This is a genomic window from Duganella sp. GW822-FHT06D06, from assembly GCF_058799615.1.
Genome location: NZ_JBXALQ010000012.1, coordinates 192,905 through 213,767, shown reverse-complemented (window position 1 = coordinate 213,767; position 20,863 = coordinate 192,905). Strand labels below are relative to the sequence as shown.

13 protein-coding genes are annotated in these 20,863 nt (G+C 67.1%); 5 read left to right on the top strand and 8 right to left on the bottom strand.

What is annotated here, in order from left to right; translation table 11 throughout:
• The 5 genes from fliO to AC1RMD_RS21615 form a co-directional block, all read left to right on the top strand.
• The coding region (gene fliO / locus AC1RMD_RS21635) for a flagellar biosynthetic protein FliO (RefSeq protein ID WP_492929251.1) at nucleotides 1–427 on the top strand (427 nt) is incomplete at its 5' end.
• The gene (fliP, locus tag AC1RMD_RS21630; protein ID WP_492929250.1) at nucleotides 417–1,193 is read left to right on the top strand and encodes a flagellar type III secretion system pore protein FliP; all 777 of its coding nucleotides are present in this window, start codon (nucleotides 417–419) and stop codon (nucleotides 1,191–1,193) included. The genes fliO and fliP, both read left to right, overlap by 11 nt.
• A 9-nt stretch (nucleotides 1,194–1,202) precedes the next feature.
• Nucleotides 1,203–1,472, top strand: a complete 270-nt coding sequence (gene fliQ, locus AC1RMD_RS21625; protein ID WP_008451355.1) for a flagellar biosynthesis protein FliQ — start codon at nucleotides 1,203–1,205, stop codon at nucleotides 1,470–1,472.
• Nucleotides 1,473–1,568: 96 nt separating this feature from the next.
• Nucleotides 1,569–2,411, top strand: coding sequence for a flagellar biosynthetic protein FliR (gene fliR, locus AC1RMD_RS21620; protein ID WP_492929247.1), 843 nt, complete (start codon nucleotides 1,569–1,571; stop codon nucleotides 2,409–2,411).
• Between the two features lie 85 nt (nucleotides 2,412–2,496).
• Nucleotides 2,497–11,295 carry a beta strand repeat-containing protein gene (locus AC1RMD_RS21615; protein ID WP_492929245.1) on the top strand — a complete coding sequence of 2,933 codons (8,799 nt, stop codon included), beginning with the start codon at nucleotides 2,497–2,499 and terminating at the stop codon, nucleotides 11,293–11,295.
• A 196-nt stretch (nucleotides 11,296–11,491) separates the two neighbouring features.
• On the opposite strand, the gene flgL is transcribed toward AC1RMD_RS21615, so the two are convergent.
• The 8 genes from flgL to AC1RMD_RS21575 all read right to left on the bottom strand — a co-directional run bounded on the left by flgL (nucleotide 11,492) and on the right by AC1RMD_RS21575 (nucleotide 20,826).
• On the bottom strand, nucleotides 11,492–12,754 hold the full coding sequence (gene flgL, locus AC1RMD_RS21610) for a flagellar hook-associated protein FlgL (RefSeq protein WP_492929243.1): 1,263 nt from the start codon (nucleotides 12,752–12,754) through the stop codon (nucleotides 11,492–11,494).
• Between the two features lie 5 nt (nucleotides 12,755–12,759).
• Complete coding sequence (gene flgK, locus AC1RMD_RS21605) at nucleotides 12,760–14,718, bottom strand: flagellar hook-associated protein FlgK (RefSeq protein WP_492929241.1); 1,959 nt, start codon at nucleotides 14,716–14,718, stop codon at nucleotides 12,760–12,762.
• 68 nt (nucleotides 14,719–14,786) lie between these two features.
• Nucleotides 14,787–15,773, bottom strand: a complete 987-nt coding sequence (gene flgJ, locus AC1RMD_RS21600) for a flagellar assembly peptidoglycan hydrolase FlgJ (protein WP_492929239.1) — start codon at nucleotides 15,771–15,773, stop codon at nucleotides 14,787–14,789.
• Between the two features lie 12 nt (nucleotides 15,774–15,785).
• Nucleotides 15,786–16,958 carry a flagellar basal body P-ring protein FlgI gene (locus AC1RMD_RS21595; protein ID WP_492929237.1) on the bottom strand — a complete coding sequence of 391 codons (1,173 nt, stop codon included), beginning with the start codon at nucleotides 16,956–16,958 and terminating at the stop codon, nucleotides 15,786–15,788.
• Nucleotides 16,958–17,614 (bottom strand): flagellar basal body L-ring protein FlgH, encoded by a 657-nt coding sequence (locus tag AC1RMD_RS21590; protein WP_492929235.1) that lies wholly within the window; start codon nucleotides 17,612–17,614, stop codon nucleotides 16,958–16,960. Before AC1RMD_RS21590 ends, AC1RMD_RS21595 begins: the two co-directional genes overlap by 1 nt.
• Nucleotides 17,615–17,636: 22 nt before the next feature.
• Nucleotides 17,637–18,419 carry a flagellar basal-body rod protein FlgG gene (gene flgG / locus AC1RMD_RS21585; protein WP_492929233.1) on the bottom strand — a complete coding sequence of 261 codons (783 nt, stop codon included), beginning with the start codon at nucleotides 18,417–18,419 and terminating at the stop codon, nucleotides 17,637–17,639.
• Between the two features lie 81 nt (nucleotides 18,420–18,500).
• Nucleotides 18,501–19,241, bottom strand: a complete 741-nt coding sequence (gene flgF, locus AC1RMD_RS21580) for a flagellar basal-body rod protein FlgF (RefSeq protein WP_492929231.1) — start codon at nucleotides 19,239–19,241, stop codon at nucleotides 18,501–18,503.
• A gap of 25 nt (nucleotides 19,242–19,266) precedes the next feature.
• On the bottom strand, nucleotides 19,267–20,826 hold the full coding sequence (locus tag AC1RMD_RS21575; RefSeq protein WP_492929230.1) for a flagellar hook protein FlgE: 1,560 nt from the start codon (nucleotides 20,824–20,826) through the stop codon (nucleotides 19,267–19,269).
• Nucleotides 20,827–20,863 lie beyond the last annotated feature (37 nt).

Here is a 20,863-nt window from a genome sequence, read left to right as displayed (position 1 = left end):
GGCCGCGGCCGCCCCCGCGCCGGCCCCCGCTCCGGCCGGCCCGCTGGCGATGACCATCCCCACCCCGCAACCGGCGGCCGCCTCGTCCGGCGGCGGCTTGCTGCAAACCACCTTCGCGCTGATGTTCGTGCTGGCCCTGCTGATCGGCCTGGCCTGGTTCCTGAAGCGCTATGGCCCCAGGAACTTCGGCGGCGGCAACAGCAACGTCAAGCTGGTCGGCGCGCTCAGCGTGGGCACGCGCGAGCGCATCCTGGTGGTGGAAGTGGGCCAGCAATGGATCGTGGTCGGCGCCTCGCCGGGCCGCATGAACGCGCTGGCCACCATGCCGCGCCAGGAAAGCAGCGACCCGGCCACCAGCGCCGCGCTGCCGACCGCCAACTTCGCCGAATGGTTCAAACAAACGATCGACAAGCGCAATGGCAAATAAGCAGGCCGGCATCCCCCCGGCTGCGGCCGTCAAATCCCTGTTGATGCTGGCCGCGCTGGCGCTGCCGCTAGCGGCCGGCGCCGATTCCAGCATCGGCATCCCGGCCTTCAACGCCGCGCCGGCGCCGGGCGGCGGCACCAGCTACACGCTGCCGATCCAGACCATGCTGCTGATGACGGCGCTGACCTTCATCCCGGCGGCGCTGTTGTTGATGACCAGCTTCACCCGCATCATCATCGTGCTGTCGCTGCTGCGCCAGGCGCTGGGCACGCAGTCGGCGCCGCCCAACCAGGTGATCGTCGGGCTGGCGCTGTTCCTGACCTTGTTCGTCATGGGCCCGACCTTCGACAAGATCTACACCGAGGCCTACCTGCCGTTGCAGGAAAACAAGATCAATATGAGCGCCGCCATGGACAAGGGCGTCATCCCATTAAAAAATTTCATGATGAAGCAAACCCGGCAGGCCGACCTGGCCTTGTTCGTGAAATTGTCGCGCAGCCCCGCGCTGCAGGGGCCGGAAGACGTGCCGCTGCGCATCCTGGTGCCCGCTTTCGTCACCAGCGAACTGAAAACCGCGTTCCAGATCGGCTTCGCCATCTTTATTCCATTTCTGATTATCGACATGGTGGTCGCCTCTGTACTGATGTCGATGGGAATGATGATGATGTCGCCGGCCGTGATCTCGCTGCCGTTCAAGCTGATGCTGTTCGTGCTGGTGGACGGCTGGCAACTGCTGCTCGGTTCGCTGGCCCAGAGTTTTTACTAGGAGACCGCCATGACACCGGAAAGTGTGATGACGATGGGCCGCCACGCGATGGAGGTGACCTTGATGATCGCCGCCCCCATGCTGCTGGTGGCGCTGATCATCGGCCTGGTGGTCAGCATCTTCCAGGCCGCCACCCAGATCAACGAGGCGACGCTGTCCTTCATCCCCAAGCTGGTCGGCATCTTCGTGGCGCTGGTGGTGGCCGGGCCGTGGATGCTGTCGGTCATGCTCGACTATATGCGCGAGGTGTTCGGCGGCATTCCCGGCCTGGTCGGGTAGACATTTTGCCAAGATGTAACAATTTACGATTCAATAAGAACTTGACTTAGAATAAGAAGGCTGATGCTCGGTGGAAATAAATAGGGAAAACGCCTCATGATTTCGTTCTCCACTGCCGATATCAATCTGTGGATCGCCGGTTTGCTGTGGCCGCTCACGCGCATCCTGGGGCTGCTGGCGGCGTCTCCGCTGTTCGGCAATTCCAGCGTGCCGGCCACGGTCAAGGTCAGCCTGGGCGTGCTGCTGGCGATGGTGGTGGCGCCGGCCGTGCCGCTGCTGCCGGGCGCCGATCCGATGTCGCTGGCCGGGCTGCTGATCCTGACGCAGGAAATGCTGATCGGGCTGGCGATGGGCTTTAGTATCCGCATCATATTTGCCGCGGTGGAGATGGCGGGAGAAATCTCCAGTTTGACCATGGGCCTGGGTTTCGCGACGTTCTTCGACCCCAACACCCAGGGCCGCTCATCGGCGATCAGCCAGTTCCTGGCGCTGGTGGCGACCATGGCGTTCTTGGCGGTGAACGCCCACCTGGTGCTGCTGTCGGTGCTGGTGGAAAGTTTTTACACGCTGCCGGTGTCGACCTCGCCGGTCTACGGCGGCGGCTTCAAGCAACTGGCCGACTGGGGCGGCAAGATTTTCAGCACCGGTGTGCAGCTGTCGCTGCCCATCGTCGCGGCTTTATTGATTACCAACGTTGCGCTGGGCATCCTGACACGCGCGGCGCCGCAACTGAATTTGTTTGGCATCGGGTTTCCGATTACTTTAGGTGTAGGTTTGCTGGTCATCGCCATGACACTCCCGTATCTGGCGACGCCCGTGCAAAACCTGTTTTTGGAAGGCATGGAACGCGCGCGGCTGATGCCGCGCACCTGGTCGCAGCGCCCCGACGCAGTCAAACCGGCAAGTTTGCCGCTTAGGCCTCCGGGGCCGCGCCGATAGCGAAATTCAATAGCCAACCAGTGATTTTTGGTTTCCATGAGGCAATTATGCGCGTATCATGGAAGCTCCCCGGGAGAACAATGCAATGACTTCGATCGTTACGAATTTCACAACCGACCAGATCGTCAGCCTCTCGGTTGCACAGATCGGCCTGTTCACGACCGAAGACATGCAGGCGCTCAACTCCGACCAGCTCGGCGTGATGAGTTCGGCCCAGGTGCGCGCCATCACCACCGAGCAATTGAACTACCTGAGCACCGACGCCCTGCCCGGCCTGACCACCGACAACGTGCCGCTGCTGACCCAGCTGCAGGTGGCCGCGCTCAACACCGACCTGATCGGCGCCCTCAGCACCGACCAGCTGGTCGCCCTCAGCAGCCGCGAGATGCAGGCGCTGACCAGCGTCCAGCTCAACCGGTTGAACTCGGACCAGGTCGCCGCGCTGGAAACCAACGACCTGCACGCGCTGTCGACCGCCCAGCTGAGCCTGCTTGGCTCCGACCAGGTCGCCAGCCTGACCACCGACCAGCTCGGTTCGCTGACCACCCAGCAGCTGCGCGCCGTCAGCACCAGCGCGCTGCAAGCCATCGCCACCGACCACATCCAGACGCTGGCCACCGCCATGCTGGCGCAATTGACCACCAACCAGCTCAACGCCCTGACCGTGGACCAGCTGGCCGCCGTCACCACCGACCAGGTCGCCGCGCTGAGCTCTGTGCAGCTGAGCAACTTGTCGACCGCCTCGCTGGCCCTGCTCAGCAGCGACCAGATCGCCGCGCTGGAAACCCGCGACCTGGTCTGGCTGAGCAGCAGCCAGGTCGGCGCCCTGAGCGCGCTGCAGCTGGCCGGCCTGAGCACCGACCAGATGCACGCGCTGCGCAGCAATGAGATCGCGGCGCTGACCACCGACCAGCTGCCGGTGCTGAGCACCGACCAGCTCAACGCGCTGAGCTCGCTGGCCGCCCTCGGTTCGGCCCAGATCGGGGCGCTGACCACCGACCAGCTGACCTCGCTGACCACCCGCACCATCTCCGTCCTCAGCAGCGCGCAGCTGGCGGCGCTGAACGCCGTCCAGGTGCAGGCCCTGAACAGCGACCAGATCGTCGCCCTGGCGACCGCCCAGGTGGCCGCGCTGACCAGCGATGCGCTCAGCGCGCTGACCACCGACCAGATGCTGGCGATCGAGACGCGCGACATCCGCGCCCTGACCTCGGCCCAGATCCGCGTCCTCAGCAGCGACCAGCTGGTGGCGCTCAACAGCGACCAGATCGGCGCCCTCAGCACCGACGACGAAGCCGCCCTGCTGCCCGAGCAGCTGGCCGCGCTGAGCACCGACCAGATCAACGCGCTGCGCACCATCGTGCCGCTGGGCACGCTGCAAATCCAGGCGCTGACCACCGACCAGATCGCCGGGCTGCAGAGCCGCGCCATCGTCAGCCTCAGCAGCGTGCAACTGGCGGCGCTGACGTACGACCAGGTGCAGGCGCTGGGCAGCGACCAGATCATCGAGCTGACCGCGGCCCAGTACGGCGCCATGGGCAGCGCCATGCTCAACGCGCTCACCAGCACCCAGATCGGCCAGATCGAAACGCGCGACATCGCCGCGCTGCGCTCGACGCAGATCGCCCGCCTGGCGACCGAGCAGCTGGTGGTGCTGAGCAGCGACCAGTTCGCCGCGCTGACCAGCAGCGCCATCGCCGCCCTCAGCACCGACCAGATCAGCGTGCTGACCACCGACCAGCTGAACGCGCTGTCGACGCTGGCCGGCCTGTCGAGCCGCCAGATCAGCTCCTTCACCACCGAGCAACTGAGCTCCCTGTCCACGCGCAACCTGGCTACCCTGGCCAGCAACCAGCTGCGCGCGCTGAACTCGGACCAGATCCAGTCGCTGACCACCGACCAGATCATCGCGCTCAGCGCCGCCCAGTTCCGCGGCCTGAGCTCGGCCGCCATCGCCGCCCTCAGCACCGACCAGGTCGGCGCCATCGAGACCCGCGACATCGCCGGCCTCGACAGCCAGCAAGTCAACAAGCTGGGCACGGCCCAGATCGTGGCGCTCAACACCGACCAGATCGGCGCGCTGAACTCGGCCGACACCGCGGCGCTGACCACCGACCAGCTGCAGGCCCTGGGCAGCGCCCAGATCGACGCGCTGCGCTTCCTGACGGCGCTGACCACGCGCCAGATCCGCGCGCTCACCACCGCCCAGATCGGCGCCATCACGCTGCCCGACCTGACCAGCCTGACCACCCGCCAGTTCACCGCCTTCACCAGCGACCAGTTGCAGGCGCTGACCACCGACCAGATCATCGCACTCAACTCGGCCCAGCTGATGGCGCTGAGCACCGGCGCCATGAGCGCGCTGTCGACCGACGCCATCGCCGCCATCGAGACGCGCGACATCCGCGCGCTGCGCACCGCCCAGATCGCCCAGCTGAGCACCAACCAGGTGGTGGCGCTGACCACCGACCAGCTGGCCGCCTTCACCACCGGCGCAATCCGCGCGCTGACCGCGGACCAGCTGTCGGTGCTGAGCAGCGCCCAGCTGGACGCCTTGTCGACGCTGGGCCCGCTGGTCACCCGGCAGATCGCCGGCCTGACCACCGACCAGATCGCGCAGATGTCGACCACCGACTTCGCGACCTTGCTGACCAACCAGCTGGCCGCCTTCAACAGCGTCCAGGCCGCCGCCATCAGCAGCGACCAGGTGCTGGCGATGTCGACCGCGCAAGTGCGCGCGCTGAGCACCGACGCCATCGCCGCGCTCGCCACGGACCGCATCGCCGCGCTGCGCAACGCCGACCTGGTCTCGATGAGCACGCGCCAGATCGCGGCCCTCAGCACCGATCAGCTGGCGGCGCTGAGCACGCAACAACTGCGGGCCCTGCACACCGGCGAAATCGCCGCCCTGACGCTGACCCAGATCGCCAGCCTGAGCGCCGGGCAGCTCGACGCCCTGGCCACGCTCGGCGCGTTCACCACCCGCCAGCTGACCGCCTTCAGCACCGACCAGCTGTCCACGCTGAACCTGGCCGACCTGCGCGCGCTCAGTTCCAAACAGATCCATGCGCTCAACACCGACCAGCTGCTCTCGCTCACCAGCGACCAGATCGCCGGCATGCTGCCGGCCCAGCTGCGCGGCATCGCCGCCGCCGACATGGCGGCGCTGTCGACCGCGCAGATCGCCGCGCTAACCAACGCCGAGCTGGCCTCCTTGACCACCGCGCAACTGGTCAACCTGACCACCGACCAGATCATCGCGCTGAGCACCCACCAGATCACCGGCCTGACTTCGCAGGAAATCGCCGCCCTCAGTTCCGACCAGAAAGCGGCGCTGACCAGCGACCAGCTCGGCGCGCTCAGTTCGCTGGCCAGCTTCTCGACCGCCGCCATCGCCGGCCTCACGACCGCCCAGATCGCCTCGCTGCCGCTGTCCATCCTGGCCGGCCTGACCACGCGCCAGATCGCCTCGATGACCACCGACCAGATCATGGCGCTGACCACCGACGAGATCGTCGCGCTGAGCACCGCCCAGTTCCGCGCCTTCACCAGCGACCAGCTCGCAGCGTTGAGCTCCGACCAGGTGCCGGCCATCGAGCTGGTCGACCTGCAGGCGCTGTCGACCGCCCAGGTGGTGGCGCTGACCACCGCCCAGCTGAGCGTGCTGACGCCGGCCCAGTTCGGCGCGCTGAGCACGCGCGACATCGCCAGCCTGACCACCCTGCAGATCGCCGCGCTGTCGACCGGCCAGATGGCCAGCTTCGCCACGCTGGCGCCGCTGACCAGCAAGCAGATCGCCGCCCTCACCACCCTGCAGATCGCCAGCCTGGCGCCGGCCAAGATCGCCACGCTGAAGACCAGCCAGATCGCCGGCCTGACCAGCCTGCAAGTGGGCGCGCTCACCACCGACGAGATCGTCGCGCTGAGCACGGCCCAGGTGCGCAGCCTGAACACCGCCACCCTGGCCGCGCTGTCGACCGACCAGATCGCCGCGCTCGAGGTGGTCGATGTGGCCGCGCTGGGCACCGGCCAGATCACCGCGCTGTCGAGCGACCAGCTGGCGGCGCTGACGGCCGGCCAGTTCGCCGCGCTCAGCACCCGCACCCTGGCCAGCCTGACCTCGGCCCAGATCGCCGGCCTGCTGCTGACCCAGGTCGACAGCCTGGCCTCGCTGGCGCCGCTGACCACCAGCCAGCTGCAGGCGCTCACCAGCGCCCAGCTGGCCAGCCTGGGCCTGGGCCAGATCGCCACCCTGACCACCCGCCAGCTCAACGCGCTGGCCAGCATCCAGCTGCAGGCGCTCACCACCGACCAGATCGTTGCGCTGGACACCAAGCAGATCCGCGGCCTGGGCTCGGCCAGCCTGAACGCGCTGACCACCGACCAGCTGGTCGCCATCGAGCTGGCCGACATCGCCGCGCTGCGCACGGACCAGGTCGCCACGCTGGCCACCCGGCAGATCGCCGCGCTGACCCTGGCCCAGCTGGGCGCCTTCACCTCGCAGGAAATCGCCGCGCTGACCAGCCGCCAGCTGGGCGTGCTCACCACCGACCAGTTCGCCGCGCTGGGCAGCCTGGCCGGCCTCGGCACACGCCAGATCAGCGGCCTGTCGAGCGACCAGATCATCGCGCTGACGCCGGTCCAGGTGGCCGCCCTCAAGACGGCCCAGATCGCCGCGTTCAGCACCGCCCAGATCCGCTACCTGACCAGCGACCAGATCCCGGCGCTCACCAGCGGCCAGGTGCGCTCGCTGTCGAGCGCCGTCATCGCCGCGCTGACCACCGACCAGATCCAGGTGCTCAGCGGGGCCGACCTGGCCGCGCTCAGCACGCTGCAGGTGACGGCGCTCACCAGCGACCAGCTGGGCGCGCTGACCCTGCCGCAGTACGGCAGCCTGGTCAACAATGAAATCGCCGCCCTGACCACCCGCCAGCTGAGCTTCCTGAACAGCGACCAGATCGCCGCGCTCGCCAGCCTGGGCGCGCTGACCACCTTGCAGGTCGCCGCCCTCGGCACCGACCAGTTGCTCAGCCTGACCGCGCAGCGCTTCACCTCGCTGAACACCCGCCAGCTGGCGGCGCTGAGCAGCCGCCAGGCGGCCGGCCTGAACAGCGACCAGATCATCGCCCTCACGACCGGCCAGATCCGCGCGCTCGCCACCGGCCTGCTGGCCGCGCTGAACACCGACCAGATCGACGCCATCGAGGCGCTGGACTTCGCGGCGCTGAGCACCGCCCAGCTGCGCGCGCTGACCACCGACCAGATGCAGGCGCTGCTGACCGACCAGCTGCACGCGCTCAGCCAGGACGACATCGCCGCCTTCACGCAGGCCCAGCTGGCGGCGCTGAGCAACGCCCAGGCCGGCGCGCTGGGCAACCTGGCCGACTATTCGACCCTGCAAATCGCCGCCATCTCGACCACCCGCATGGCCAACCTGTCGCTGCTGGACATCGACCTGCTCAACACGCGCCAGATCGGCGCGCTGTCCTCGCTGCAGGTGTCGGTGCTGAATAGCGACCAGATCATCGAACTGAGCGCCGCCCAGGTGGGCGCCATCAGCGTCGCCGCGCTGGCCGGCCTGAGCACCGACCAGATCGCCGCGATCGAGGCGGCCGACCTCACGCTGCTGAAGTCGGCCCAGCTGCAAGCGCTCAGCAGCGACCAGTTGCTGGCGTTCACCAGCGACCAGATCGCCGCGCTGACCACGCGCGAGCTGGCCTTGCTCAAGCCCAGCCAGGTGGCGCTGCTGAGCACCGGCCAGCTGGTCAGCATCAACAATATCGGCGCCATGACCACGGCGCAGATCCGCGCGCTGAGCTCCGACCAGCTGAGCGCGCTGCTGCCGTCGCAGATCGGCGCGCTGCGCACCAGCCAGATCGCCGCGTTGAGCAACATCCAGGTGCTCAGCCTGACCACCGAACAGATCGTCGCGCTGACCACCGGCGACATGCTGGCGCTGAACACGCGCAGCCTGGCGGCGCTGACCAGCGACCAGGTGGCCGCGATCGAACTGGCCGACATCGCCGCGCTGCGCTCGACGCAACTGCTGGCGCTGACCACCGACCAGATCGTCGCCGTCAGCACCAGCCAGATCGCCGCCCTGGCCAGCGGCGCCATCGCCGCCCTGAGCGTCAACCAGGTGCGCGCGCTCAGCACCGACCAGATCGTCAACCTGACGGAGGCGCAGTTCCGCGCGCTGTCGACCAGGACCATCGCCACCCTCAGCACCGACCAGTTCGTCGCGATCGAGCTGGCCGACCTGGCCGTGTTGCGCAGCGGGCAGATCCGCGCGCTGACCTCCGACCAGCTGGTCAGCATGACCAGCAGCCAGCTGACCAGCCTGAGCACCGCGCAGATCGCCGCCCTGAGCACCACCCAGCTGAGCTTCCTGACGCCGGACCAGTTCTTGCTGCTGGGCGGCCTCGGTTCGCTCAACACCACCCAGGTCGCGACCCTCTCCACCGACCGCATCCAGGCGCTCAGCGACGTCCAGCTCGACGCGCTGAGCACCAAGCAGATGGCGGCGCTGAGCAGCGCCCAGGTGGGCGCCTTCACCACCCACCAGATCGCGCAGCTGTCGCTGGCCCAGTGGCGCGCGCTGGGCACCTCGGCGCTGCGCGGCCTGTACAGCGACCAGATCGCCGCCATCGAGGCGGAAGACCTGTCCGGCCTGAAGACCAGCCAGATCGCCTCGCTGAGCACGCTGCAAATCTCGCTGCTCAGCGTCGACCAGTTCGGCGTGCTGACCACGGCCGAAGTGGCCGCGCTGACCAGCCTGCAGGCCAAGGCCCTGACCACCGAGCAGCTCAACGGCCTGGCCACGCTGGCCGGCCTGACCACCTTGCAGGTCGGCGCGCTGACCACCGACCAGCTGGTCTCGCTCAACGGCGACCACATGCTGACCTTGCGCACCGCGCAGATCGCCGCGCTGAGCAAGAACCAGCTGGGATCGGTCACCACCGACCAGCTGGTCGGCCTGAGCACGGCGCAAGTGCGGGCGCTGAGCGTGGCCGCGCTGGCCGGCCTGAGCACCGACCAGATCCAGGCGATCGAAGGGGAAGACATCGCCGCCCTCAGCAGCGTGCAACTGAACTCGCTGACCAAGGCCCAGTTCTCGTCGCTGACGCTGGCCCAGGTCGGCAGCCTGGCGACCCAGCAGATCGCCACGCTGAGCGCGGTCGACATCGCCATCCTGAGCACCCAGCAGCTCAACATGCTCAGCACCCTGGGCGTGCTCAACGCCAGCCAGGTGGCGGCGCTCACGACCGACCAGCTGGGCAGCATCGACGTCGACCACTTCGCCACGCTGCGTTCGGCGCAGATCGCCGCGCTGTCGGCCAAGCAGATGGCGCTGCTGACCACCGACCAGCTGGGCGCGCTGAACACCCAGCAGGCGCGCGGCCTGAACCTGACCACCCTAGGCACCGACCAGATCGCCGCGCTGAACATCGACGCGGTCGCCGCGCTGAGCTCGACGCAGCTGGTCACGCTCAAGACCAACCAGCTCGGCGCGCTCACCGGCGCCCAGTTCGTCGCGCTGTCGACCCGCTCGCTGGCCTCGCTGGCGGTGGCGCAGATCCGCGGCCTGAGCACCGGGCAACTGGCCGCGCTCGGTTCGCTGAGTCCGTTCACGTCGACCCAGATCACCGGCTTCACCTCCGACCAGATCGTCGGCCTGTCGATCGACATGGTCAACAGCCTGCGCACCGCCCAGATCGCCGCATTCGGCGTGACCCAGTCGGCCGGTCTGACCACGGCGCAGATCTCGTCGCTCGATCCGTCGCTGGTGGCGGCGATGTCGGTGGTGGCGCTGAACGCGCTGAACGCCGACCAGGTCCATTCCCTGGACGGCAACGACATCGTCGCGCTGAAGACCGCGCAGCTGTCCAACCTGTCGGCCACCACCATCGCCAACTTCAGCGCCGTCCAGGTGGCCGCCTTCACCACCGCGCAGATGCGATCGCTCAAGGCGACCCAGATCAAGGCGCTGACGCTGGAGCAGATCGCCGCCCTGACCGTGACCGAAATCTCGGTGCTGGCCGCGGCCCAGGTGTGCGCGCTGACCGCCGACCAGCTGGCGGCGCTGACGGCCGAGCAACTGGCGGTGCTGCCGCTGGGCAGTCCGCTGATCCTCGACCTGAACGGCAACGGCATCGGCACGCTGGGCATGGATGCCGGCGTCAAGTTCGACCTGTACGCCGACGGCGAACGGCTCAACACCGGCTGGGTCGGCCAGGGCGACGGCTTGCTCGCGCTGGACCGCGACCACGACGGCCAGATCAACGACGGCAGCGAGCTGTTCGGCACCGCCACCCGCAGCGGCGGCGCCAAGGCCAAGGACGGCTTCGCCGCGCTGGCCGACCTCGACAGCAACCACGACGGCGTGGTCGACCGCCAGGATTGCCAGTTCGGCGACCTGCGCGTGTGGGTGGACGCCAACGCGGACGGCGTCAGCCAGGGCGACGAGCTGAAGACGCTGGCGGCGCTGAACATCGCCAGCCTGGCGGTGAGCGCCAGCAAGGTGAGCGAGCTGGACAACAACAACTGGATCGGTTTGCGTTCCAGCTACACCAGCACCGACGGCGCGGTCGGCCAGATGGCCGACGTCTGGTTCCTGGCCAGCCGGGCGGCGCAAACCAGCGCGCTGACGCAAGCGATCAACCACTACGGCCAGCAGGCCGGCGCCGCGGACGGCGGCGGCAGCGCCGGCGGCCAGTTGACGCCGGCGCCCACGCCCGGTCTGGCCGGCCACGTCGCCGCGCTGGCCGAGCAGCTCAAGCACTACGACGCCGCCACCACCGTCCTGAGCGGCAGCGCCACGGCGGGCGAGCAAGACTGGTTCCGCAAGCCAAGCACCGCGACCGGCATCCTGGCCGCCAAATAACCCGGGGATCAAGTCTGACATTCGGACACGAGCTCTGCCGTAATACGGTTTACGGCAGAGCTCGTGTCCGAATGTCAGACTTGACCTCCGGATGAAATGCCCCCCGGATGAAAAAAGCCCCATCGGCACTGAACGCGCTCAAGATCGCGCTCAGTGCCGATGGGGCTTTTTTTCGTCGGCGCCGGCGGCGCCGGATTCAGGTGATGTAGTTGAACAGCGACAGCCCCGACAGGCTCTTGAACGATTTCTGCGCCGCGTCCAGCGTGGTCTGCTGCTGGGTGAACAGCGAGATCGCCTTCACCGTGTCGACATCCTGCAAGTCCGACAGCGTGGTGGCGTACTGCAAGTTCAAATCGTCGCCGGAGCTGTCCAGGTAATCCAGCTCCTTCAGCCGCGAACCGACCTCCGACTGGATCGACAGCAGGTTGTCGGTGGCGCTGTCGATATTCTTGTGGGCCTGGTTGAGCTTGTTGTTCAGGCTGGCCTGCCCCGCCGCGCCGTCGCCCGGCGCGCGCAGGGCGGCGATCAGCTCGGTCACGGTGGTGAAGATCGATTGCTTGGTGCTGGGCTGCAGCGTGAAATTATCCAGGTCGGCGGGGTCGCCCTTGACGTCGAACTGCACCCCGTCGAAGGTGATGTTCTGGCCGCTGACATAGGGCTGCGGCACGGCCGGCACCGGCGCCGGCGGCACCGGCAGGTTCAGGGTCAGGTCGGTGACGGTGTAGGTGGTGACCTTGGGCACGCCCGGCGTCGCCGGCACCACCTGGAAATCGATCTGGTACTTGTGGCCGGTCAGCTGGGTCGCGTCCTTGACCGAGCCGGCGCTGATGATGCCGGAACCGCCGCGCGTGTAGTTGGCCGGGTCGGCGCCGGTGACAAAGGTGCCGTTGCCGGTCACATTGTTTTCAAACACCGACGCGCCGGAATCGCTGATCGGCAGCGTGCGGGTCGAGCCCACCTGCAATGCGCGCTGGCCCTGGTCGCCCTGGTAGGCGGCGCCGGTGGCGGTCTGGGTGAACGGCAAGGTGGTCGACTTGTAACCCGAGAACACATAGCCGCCGGCGCCGTCGGCGGTGTTGGCCTGGCCCAGCAGATCGGCCAGCCGGCCTTCCAGCTCGGTCGCCAGCGAGGCGCGGTCCTTCTGCGTCATGCTGCCGTCGCCGGCATTGACGGCCAGCGTCTTGATGTCCTGCAAAATCGCGGTCGAACTGGCCAGCGCCACCGTCTCCATCGACAGCGAGCCCTTGGCGTTGGAGCGGTTGGTCACCAGCTGGGTGTTGATCGCCTGCGACTGCGTCACTTCCAGCGCGCGCGCGGTGGCGATCGGATCGTCGGCGGCCGACAGGTTCTTGCGGCCGGTCGAGAGCTGCTGCTGGGTGCGCGCGAGCGCGGTCTGCAGGCTGCTGATCTGCCCTACGCCGACGTCGTAGATCGTCTTGGAACTGATGCGCATGGACATGATAATTACCTAAGGTTGAGCAATACATCAAACAGGGTGCTGGCCACTTGCATGACCTTGCCGCTGGCCTGGTAGGCCTGCTGGTAGCGTAACAGATTTGCCGCTTCCTCATCCAGGTTCACACCGGAGACGCTCTGTTGCTGGGTGGTGGCCTGGGCCACGGCGGCGTCGGCGGCGGCGCCGCTGATCTGCGCCTCGCGCGCCTTGTTGCCGACGAAGTTGACCATCTGCGCGTAGGTGGTCTGATAGGTGGCGTTGCCGTTGTCCAGGATGTTCTTGGTTTGCAGGCCGGCCAGCAGGGCGCCGTTGCGGCTGTCGCCGACGCCGCTGACATTGGGGCCGATGGTGAAGGTGTCGAGGTCGGCCGGCGTGCCGCTGATGGTGAAGTTGACGCCGCCGAAGCTGATCGCCGCGCCGTCGGTGTACGGCACCGTCGGCGTCCCGGCCGGATACACGGTGGCCACGCCGTTGACCGTGACCGTCACGTCCTGCGCCGGCGGGAAGCCCGACAACGAACCGGTCGCCTTGTCGAAGCTCAGCGTGACCGGCGCCGCCAGCGCGTTGCCCGGCGTCAGGTAGTTGACGTCCACGCTGCCGGCGCTGATCTTGGCGTTGCCGGCGTTGGCGTTCGGCGCGGCGGTGGCGATCGGCGCCGCCAGCGCGATCTTGCTGCGGTCGCCGATGGCGACGCTGAACTGGTCGGCCGCGTTGTAGGTCGGCCGCACCAGGAAGTTGTCCTTGGTCACCGGCGCGCCGGTGATCGTGTAGTCGACGCCGTCGATGGTTTGCGGCACCGTCTGCGGGAAAGGGTTGATCTGCGTGACCTGGCCGTCGCTCAGGCGGGTGACGTTGAAATTGGTGCCGTCGTAGTCGACGCTGTAGTCGCTGGCGGTCAGCTTGCTGGCGTCGGTGACGACGGCGCTGACGTCGGCCGTGCTGACCGGCGAGTTGCGGCTGTTCGCGCCGACATAGGCGGTGATCGGGTTGAAGAACGCCGTGCCGAGCGCGCCGTTCTGGTCCTGCCCCAGCACGTGCTGGGCGTTGAAGCTGACCGCCAGCCCGGCCGCCACCTGGCCCAGCGAGTTTTGCGCGCGGTCCATGGCGCCGTTGCGGAACGAGATCAGGCCGCCCAGCTGGCCGCCGGTCAGCACGCTCTCCGGCAGGGCGCTGAAGACGCCGGTGTCGCTCTGGTAGCCGACCGTCACGCGGCTGGCGTCGGTCGGCGAGTTAGACGTCGCCAGCTGGAAGGCGGTGCCGCCCACCACCAGCGGCTGGCCCGTGCCGAACTCGACCGTCAAGGTGTTGTTGTCGCCCGGGATGACGGTGGTCTTGATCAGCTTGTTCAGCTCGGTCAGCATCTGGTCGCGGTGGTCCAGCATGTCGTTGGGCGCCTTGCCGTCCGTGCTCAGGCCGGCGATGGTCTTGTTGAGCGCGGCGATCTGGGTGGCGTAGGAATTGATTTCGCCGACGTTGGAGGTGATCTGGCCGTTGACGCCGGAAGCGATCTCCGACAGCCGCGCGCTCAAGCCCTGGAAGCGCGACGCCAGCGACGACGCGGTCGACAGCATGGCCTGGCGCGACGCCGCCGAGGCTGGATTCGAGGTGGCGTCCTGCACGCCGTTGAAGAAATCCTGCAGGGCCGGCGACAGGCCGGCGGTGGGATCGGCCAGCAGGTTGTCGATCTGGCTGATCTGCTTGGTGTAGGCGTCCAGCGAGGCCTGGTTGGACTCGGCGTTGCGCAGCTGCACCGCCAGGAAGTTGTCGTAGTAGCGGCGCACCGCCGCCACCTCGGTGCCGGTGCCGACGAAGCCGAAGCCCTGGTCCAGGGTCGCGGTGTCGGCCTGGATGGCGACCTGGCGGCTGTATCCAACCACGCCGGCGTTGGTGATGTTGTTGCCGGTGGTCGCCAGACCCACCTGGGCTGCCAACAAACCGCTTTTGCCGATACTGAGAAGACTGGACATGATATTTTTTACTCTATGTGTAAGGTGGTAACGGCAGGCCGTCGCCAAACTTGATTAGGCAGGTCGCCTCAGCCCGCCAGCGAACGCTTGATGATGCTGGTGAGCTTGTTCGCGTAGTTGGGGTCGGTGGCGTAGCCGGCCTTCTGCAAGCCCTGGGCGAAGCTGCTGGCGTCGCCCGCGCTGGCCAGCACTTTTTCGTAGCGCGGATTGCTGGACAACAGCTTGGCGTAATCCTTGAAGCTGTCGCTGTAGCTGTCGTAGGCGCGGAAGCGCTCGACCCGGGTCTGCGCCTTGCCGTTGACGTATTCGGTGGTGGTGGCCTCGACCACCTTGCCCTTCCAGTCGCCGCCGGCCTTGATGCCGAACAGGTTGTGGCTGTTGCTGCCGTCGCGGCCCTTGATCTCGCGCTTGCCCCAGCCGCTCTCCAACGCCGCCTGGCCCAGCATGAACTTGGCCGGGATGCCGGTGGCGCGGCTGGCTTCCTCGGCGTCGGCGCCGAGTTTTTGCTGGAAGCTGCGCACGTGCGGCGCCTGGCTGCCCTTGCTGGCGATGGTGGTGGCCGGCACCGCGCTGCGGTCGTCGACCGAACCGGCAACGCCGGGGCCGCCGGCCGCCGCGATGGCGCGCTGCAGCTTGGCGTCCATCAGGCTGGACAGGCCGCCGAAGCTGCCGCCGTTGGCGCCGCTGCTGCGGTCGCCGGCCTCGTTGCCGATCGCCAGCGCCTGCTGGTCGGCGCTCTTGGACAGCTGGCGTATCAGCATGTCCGACAGGCCGATGCCTTTCTTGGCGATATTCTGGCTGGTCTGCTGGTCCAGCATGGTGGTGAACATCTTGGTCTGCTGGCTGTCCATCATGCCGTCCTGCGGCGTCGCCTCGCGCATGCTCTTCATCATCATGTTGACGAACATCGCTTCGAACTGCGTGGCGGCCGTCTTCAGCGCCTCCGGGCTGCCGGCCTTGGCCGACTGGCGCAGGCTGCCCATGTCCTTGAGGTCGAGGGCGAACTTGCTGCTGAGGTCGTTGGAAGTATTGGCGTTGGGAATGGAGCTGGTCATGATGCGCCTCGCTTAAATGATTTCCAACTCGGCGCGCAGCGAACCTGCCGCCTTCATCGCCTGCAAAATGGCCAGCAGATCCTGGGGCGTGGCGCCGATGGCGTTGAGCGCCTTGACCACCTCGGCCAGCGAAGCGCCGCCCTTGACCATCATCACCTTGCCGCTGTCGGCCTTGATGCCCACCTGCTGGTTGGGCGCGACCACGGTGCGCCCGCCCGACAAGGGGTTCGGCTGGCTGATCTGCGGATCGGCGCTCACCGAGATCGACAGGTTGCCGTGCGAAATGGCGCAAGTGTCGAGCGTGACGGCGCGGTTCATCACCACCGAGCCGGTGCGGGCGTTCATGATGACCTTGGCCGCCTGCTCGGCCGGGTTGACCTGCATGTCCTGCAAGGTGCCGATGAAGCTGACGCGCTGGTCGCTGCTGCTGGGCGACTGCACCCGGATCACGCGGCTATCCAGCGCGTAGGCGATGCCGGCACCGTATTTGTCGTTGATGGCCTCGACCACGCGGCTGGCGGTGGCGAAGTCGGCGGTGTTCAATTCCAGCTTGATGAAGTTGCCCTCGCCCAGGCTGGAGGCGACCGCGCGCTCGACCGTGGCGCCGGCCGAAATCTTGCCCACGCTGAGGTGGTTGACGGTCAGCGAGCTGCCGCCCGCGCCGCCGGCGGCGACGCCGACGCCGCCCACCAGCACATTGCCCTGGGCCATGCCGTAGACCTGGCCGTCGGCGCCCTTGAGCGGCGTCATCAGCAGCGTGCCGCCGCGCAGGCTCTTGGCGTTGCCCATCGACGAGACCGTGATGTCCAGCGTCTGGCCCGGCTGCGCGAACGGCGGCAGCGACGCCGTCACCATCACGGCGGCGACGTTCTTCAATTGCAGCGAGGTGCCTTGCGGCAGGTTCACGCCCAACTGTTGCAGCATCGAGACCACGCTCTGCACGGTGAACGGGGTTTGTGTGGTCTGGTCGCCGCTGCCGTCGAGGCCGACGACCAGGCCGTAGCCGATCAACTGATTCTGCCGCACGCCGGCGATGCTGACCAGGTCGCGCAGGCGCTCGGCGTGGGCCGGCGGCACCAGCAGCGAGCCCGCCGCCAGCAGCAGCACCATGGCCGCCAGCTTGCACAGGCCGGCAAAGCGGCGCGTCGCTTCGTTGATTTGTTGAGTGCTGTCCATGATCGCCATCAGAAAGGTAACAGGCTTTGGAAGAAGCGCGACGCCATCGACGTCATCTCGGCGCGGTCGATCTGGCTGTTGGTGCGGTACTCGACCTTGGCGTCGGCCACGGCGGTCGACTGCACGGTGTTGCCGGTGGCGATATTGTCGGGATTGATCATGCCGGAGAAGCGGATGAATTCCACGCCCTTGTTCATCGCCACCTGCTTCTCGCCGGCCACGATCAGGTTGCCGTTGGCCAGCACCTCGACCACGGTCACGCCCATGGTGCCGGTGAAGGTGTTGCTGGCCGACTGGTTGTCGCCGTCGGCGTACTTGCTGGCGTTGTTGGCCGACAAGGTGGCGCCGAAGGTCGATTGCAGCGGCTGCGGCACGCTGGCGCTGACGCTGCCGGACTTGTTGCCCGAGCTGGCGCCGGCTTTGACGGCCGAGGTTTTCTCGGTGATGACCAGGGTCAGCACATCGCCCACCTGGCGCGCGCGGCGGTCTTCGAAGATCGGCCGGAAGGCGGCGTTCTGGTAGATCGCACCGTTGGTCGGCGCCGCCTGCAGCTGGGCGCTGGTCAGCGGACGGGCCGACATCGGCATCTGCACGATGGAGGTCGGGGTCGTCATGCAGCCGCTCAGGGCGGCCGCTGCTGCAACGATGGTGATGGCGGATTTCATGCTCGGTTTCCTTGCAAAAGCGTTACAACTGCGACAGCTTGGCCAGCATCTGGTCGGAGGTCGTGATGGCCTTCGAGTTGATTTCATAGGCGCGCTGGGTCTGGATCATATTGACCATTTCCTCGACCACGTTGACGTTCGAGGTTTCCACGTAGCCTTGCAGGATCACGCCGGTGCCGTTGGTGCCGGGGGTGTTGGTCTGCGCGTTGCCGGAGGCGCCGGTCTCCACGTACAGGTTCTCGCCCTTCGACTCCAGCCCGGTCGGGTTGATAAAGGTCGACAACTGGACGCTGCCGATCTGCTGCGGCGCCACCTGGCCCGGCAGCGTGACCGAGACGGTGCCGTCGCGGCCGACGGTGATCGATTGCGCGGTGATCGGGATGGTGATGGCCGGCTGCAGCACGAAGCCGCTGGAGGTGACCATCTGGCCGTTGTTGTCGCGCTGGAAGGAGCCGTCGCGGGTGTAGGCGGTGGTGCCGTCCGGCAGCAGCACGTTGAAGAAACCGTTGCCGTTGACCATCAGGTCCTTGTCGTTGCCGGTCGACTGCGGGTTGCCCTGGGTGTGCACCCGTTCGATCGCCACCGGCCGCACGCCGGTGCCGAGCTGCATGCCCGACGGCAGGTTGGTCTGCTGCGACGACTGGCCGCCAGGCTGGCGGATGTTCTGGTACAGCAGATCCTCGAACACCGCGCGCGACTTCTTGAAGCCGTTGGTGCTGACGTTGGCCAGGTTGTTGGACGTGACATCGAGCGCGGTCTGTTGCGCTTCCATGCCGGTCTTGGCGATCCACAGTGAACGTATCATGATGCTTCTCCCGTTGCTTGGACGGGAGCCGTCAAAAGCGACAGCTACTCATCCCACGCCACCATTATGCGGGAGAGGTCATCAACTCAAAGCGAGGATCTGGGTGGCTTTTGCGGCGTTATTCTCGGCGTTCTTCAGCAAACTCATTTGCATCTCGAACTGCCTTGCCAGGCTGATCATGTTGACCATGGAATCGACCGGATTGACGTTGCTGCCCTCCAGCGCGCCGTCGACCACGCGCACCGTCGGGTCGTTTTCGGCCGGGGTGCCGCTCACTTGCCGGAACAGGCCGTCGTCGCCGCGCACCAATCCCTTGACGTCCGGGTTGACCAGCTTGATCCGCCCCAGCACATTGGCCGGGCCGGGCTTGAAATCGGTGGAGATGGTGCTGACGGTGCCGTCGCCGGCCACCATCACCGTGGTGTCGGGCGGGATGGCGATCGGGCCGCCGTCGCCCACCAGGGTCTGGCCACTGGTGGTTTGCAGCAGGCCGTTCTCGCTGACCTTCAGGCTGCCGTTGCGGGTATAGGCTTCCGAACCGTCGGCCGACTGCACCGCGATCCAGCCCTGGTCGCGCACCGCGATGTCCAGCGCGCGGCCGGTGGTCTGGATCGGGCCGGCGCGCATGTCCGCTCCCACCGTGGAGCTGACCACGAAGGCGCGCGTCTGCAGGCCCTCCGACACCACCGGCACCGCCCGAAACGTATCGAGCTGGGCGCGGAAGCCGGTGGTGGTGGCGTTGGACAGGTTGTTGGCAACGGTGGCTTGCTGATCCATCACGTGCCGCGCACCTGTCATCGCGGTATAAACCAGGCGGTCCATGGCTATCTCCCCTTATCGGAGCGCATTAACGCAGATTCACCAGGGTTTGCAGCACCGAATCCTCGGTCTTGATGGTCTGCGCATTGGCCTGGTAGACGCGCTGCGCGGTGATCATGTTGACCAGTTCGGCCGTCAGGTCGACGTTCGACACTTCGACCGAGCTGGCGCGCAAGGAACCCATCGAGCCGGCGTTCGGCACCCCGACCTGCGGCGTGCCCGAAGCCGAGCTTTCCGCCCAGGAGTTGTTACCCAGCGGGGTCAGGCCGTCGACGCTGGCGAAATTCGCCATGGCGATCTGGCCCATCGGGCGCGATTTGCCGTTGCTGTACTGCCCCAGGATCACGCCGTTGGCGTCGATCGCGTAACGCTGCCACGAACCGGCCGAATAACCGTTCTGCACCGAGCCCAGGTCGTTGGTGACGCTGCCGTACTGGGTGGTCTTGTCGAAGGTGGTGGCGACCGTCATTGGCTGCTGGGCGCCGGTGTCCGGGAAGATCGGCAGCTGGATATTGAACGGCAGCGTTTGCGGGGTCGGTACCATCAAGGCCATCGCCTCCTGGTCCAGCACGCCGGTCTTGGTGAACAGCAGCGTGCCGGCCTTGACGGCTGGCACGGTGATGGCGGCGGCCAGCCTGGCGTTGATCTGGTCCGGCGTCATGCCGGTGATGGAACCGCTGTTGGTCGGATCGAGCGCGACGGAGGCGGCCGTCAGTGCGTCCAGCTGCGCCTGCGAGGCGGCGGCCGGCGGCACGCTGGCGGCCGTCAACATGGACTGGTAGGCTGCGGCCGCATACGCGCCGGCGGCGGCGGCGATGGCGGCCGGATCCGGCGGAGTGAAGCGCACGGCGTCGTTGTAGACGGTGCGGGCAGCGGTCACGGTCGCATCGCTGTTGATCGCCGCGGCCACGCCGCCCGAGACGATCTCCTTGTTGTCGGCCGCCGCGTACACGTCCCAGGTGTTGGCGTCGGTCTTGACGTAGTAAGTCGTCATGATGTGCGAGGTGCCCAGGCTGTCGTACACGTTCAGCACGGTCTGCTTGTTGTAGCTGGTCGGATCGCCGGCGTCGAACGGGATCGTGGCCGGCACCTTCTCGGCCGAGCTCAGGTTCAGCTGGAAGTTGGCGGTGCTGGTTTGCACCGGCGTCAAATCGGACTTGTCCAAGGTCAGCGGCACCGGCGCGCCCAGCTGGATCACGCCGGCCGCGTTCGACAGATAGCCGGTCAGCTGCGCGCCCTGGGCGTTGATCAGCGTGTGGGTGTTATCTTCGTGGAACTGGCCGTTGCGCGAGTACTGCACCGCGCCGTTGACCACTTCGCGGAAGAAGCCGCCGCCGTTGATCGAGATGTCCAGCGGGTTGTTGCTGGTCTCGATATTGCCCTGCGTGAATTGCTGGGCCAACTTGGCCGTCGTCACACCGATGCCGGGATTGTTGCCCGACACGCCGTTCAGCGAGTTGGCGTACAGGTCCGCAAACTGCGCCTGCGAGCCCTTGAAGCCAACCGTGCTGGCGTTGGCGATATTGTTGCCGATAACGTCCAGCGATTTGGATGCTGCGTTCAGGCCGCTAAGTCCTTGTTGGAACATGGTATTCCCCTATGCTAGGTGTGACGTGTGAACTGCG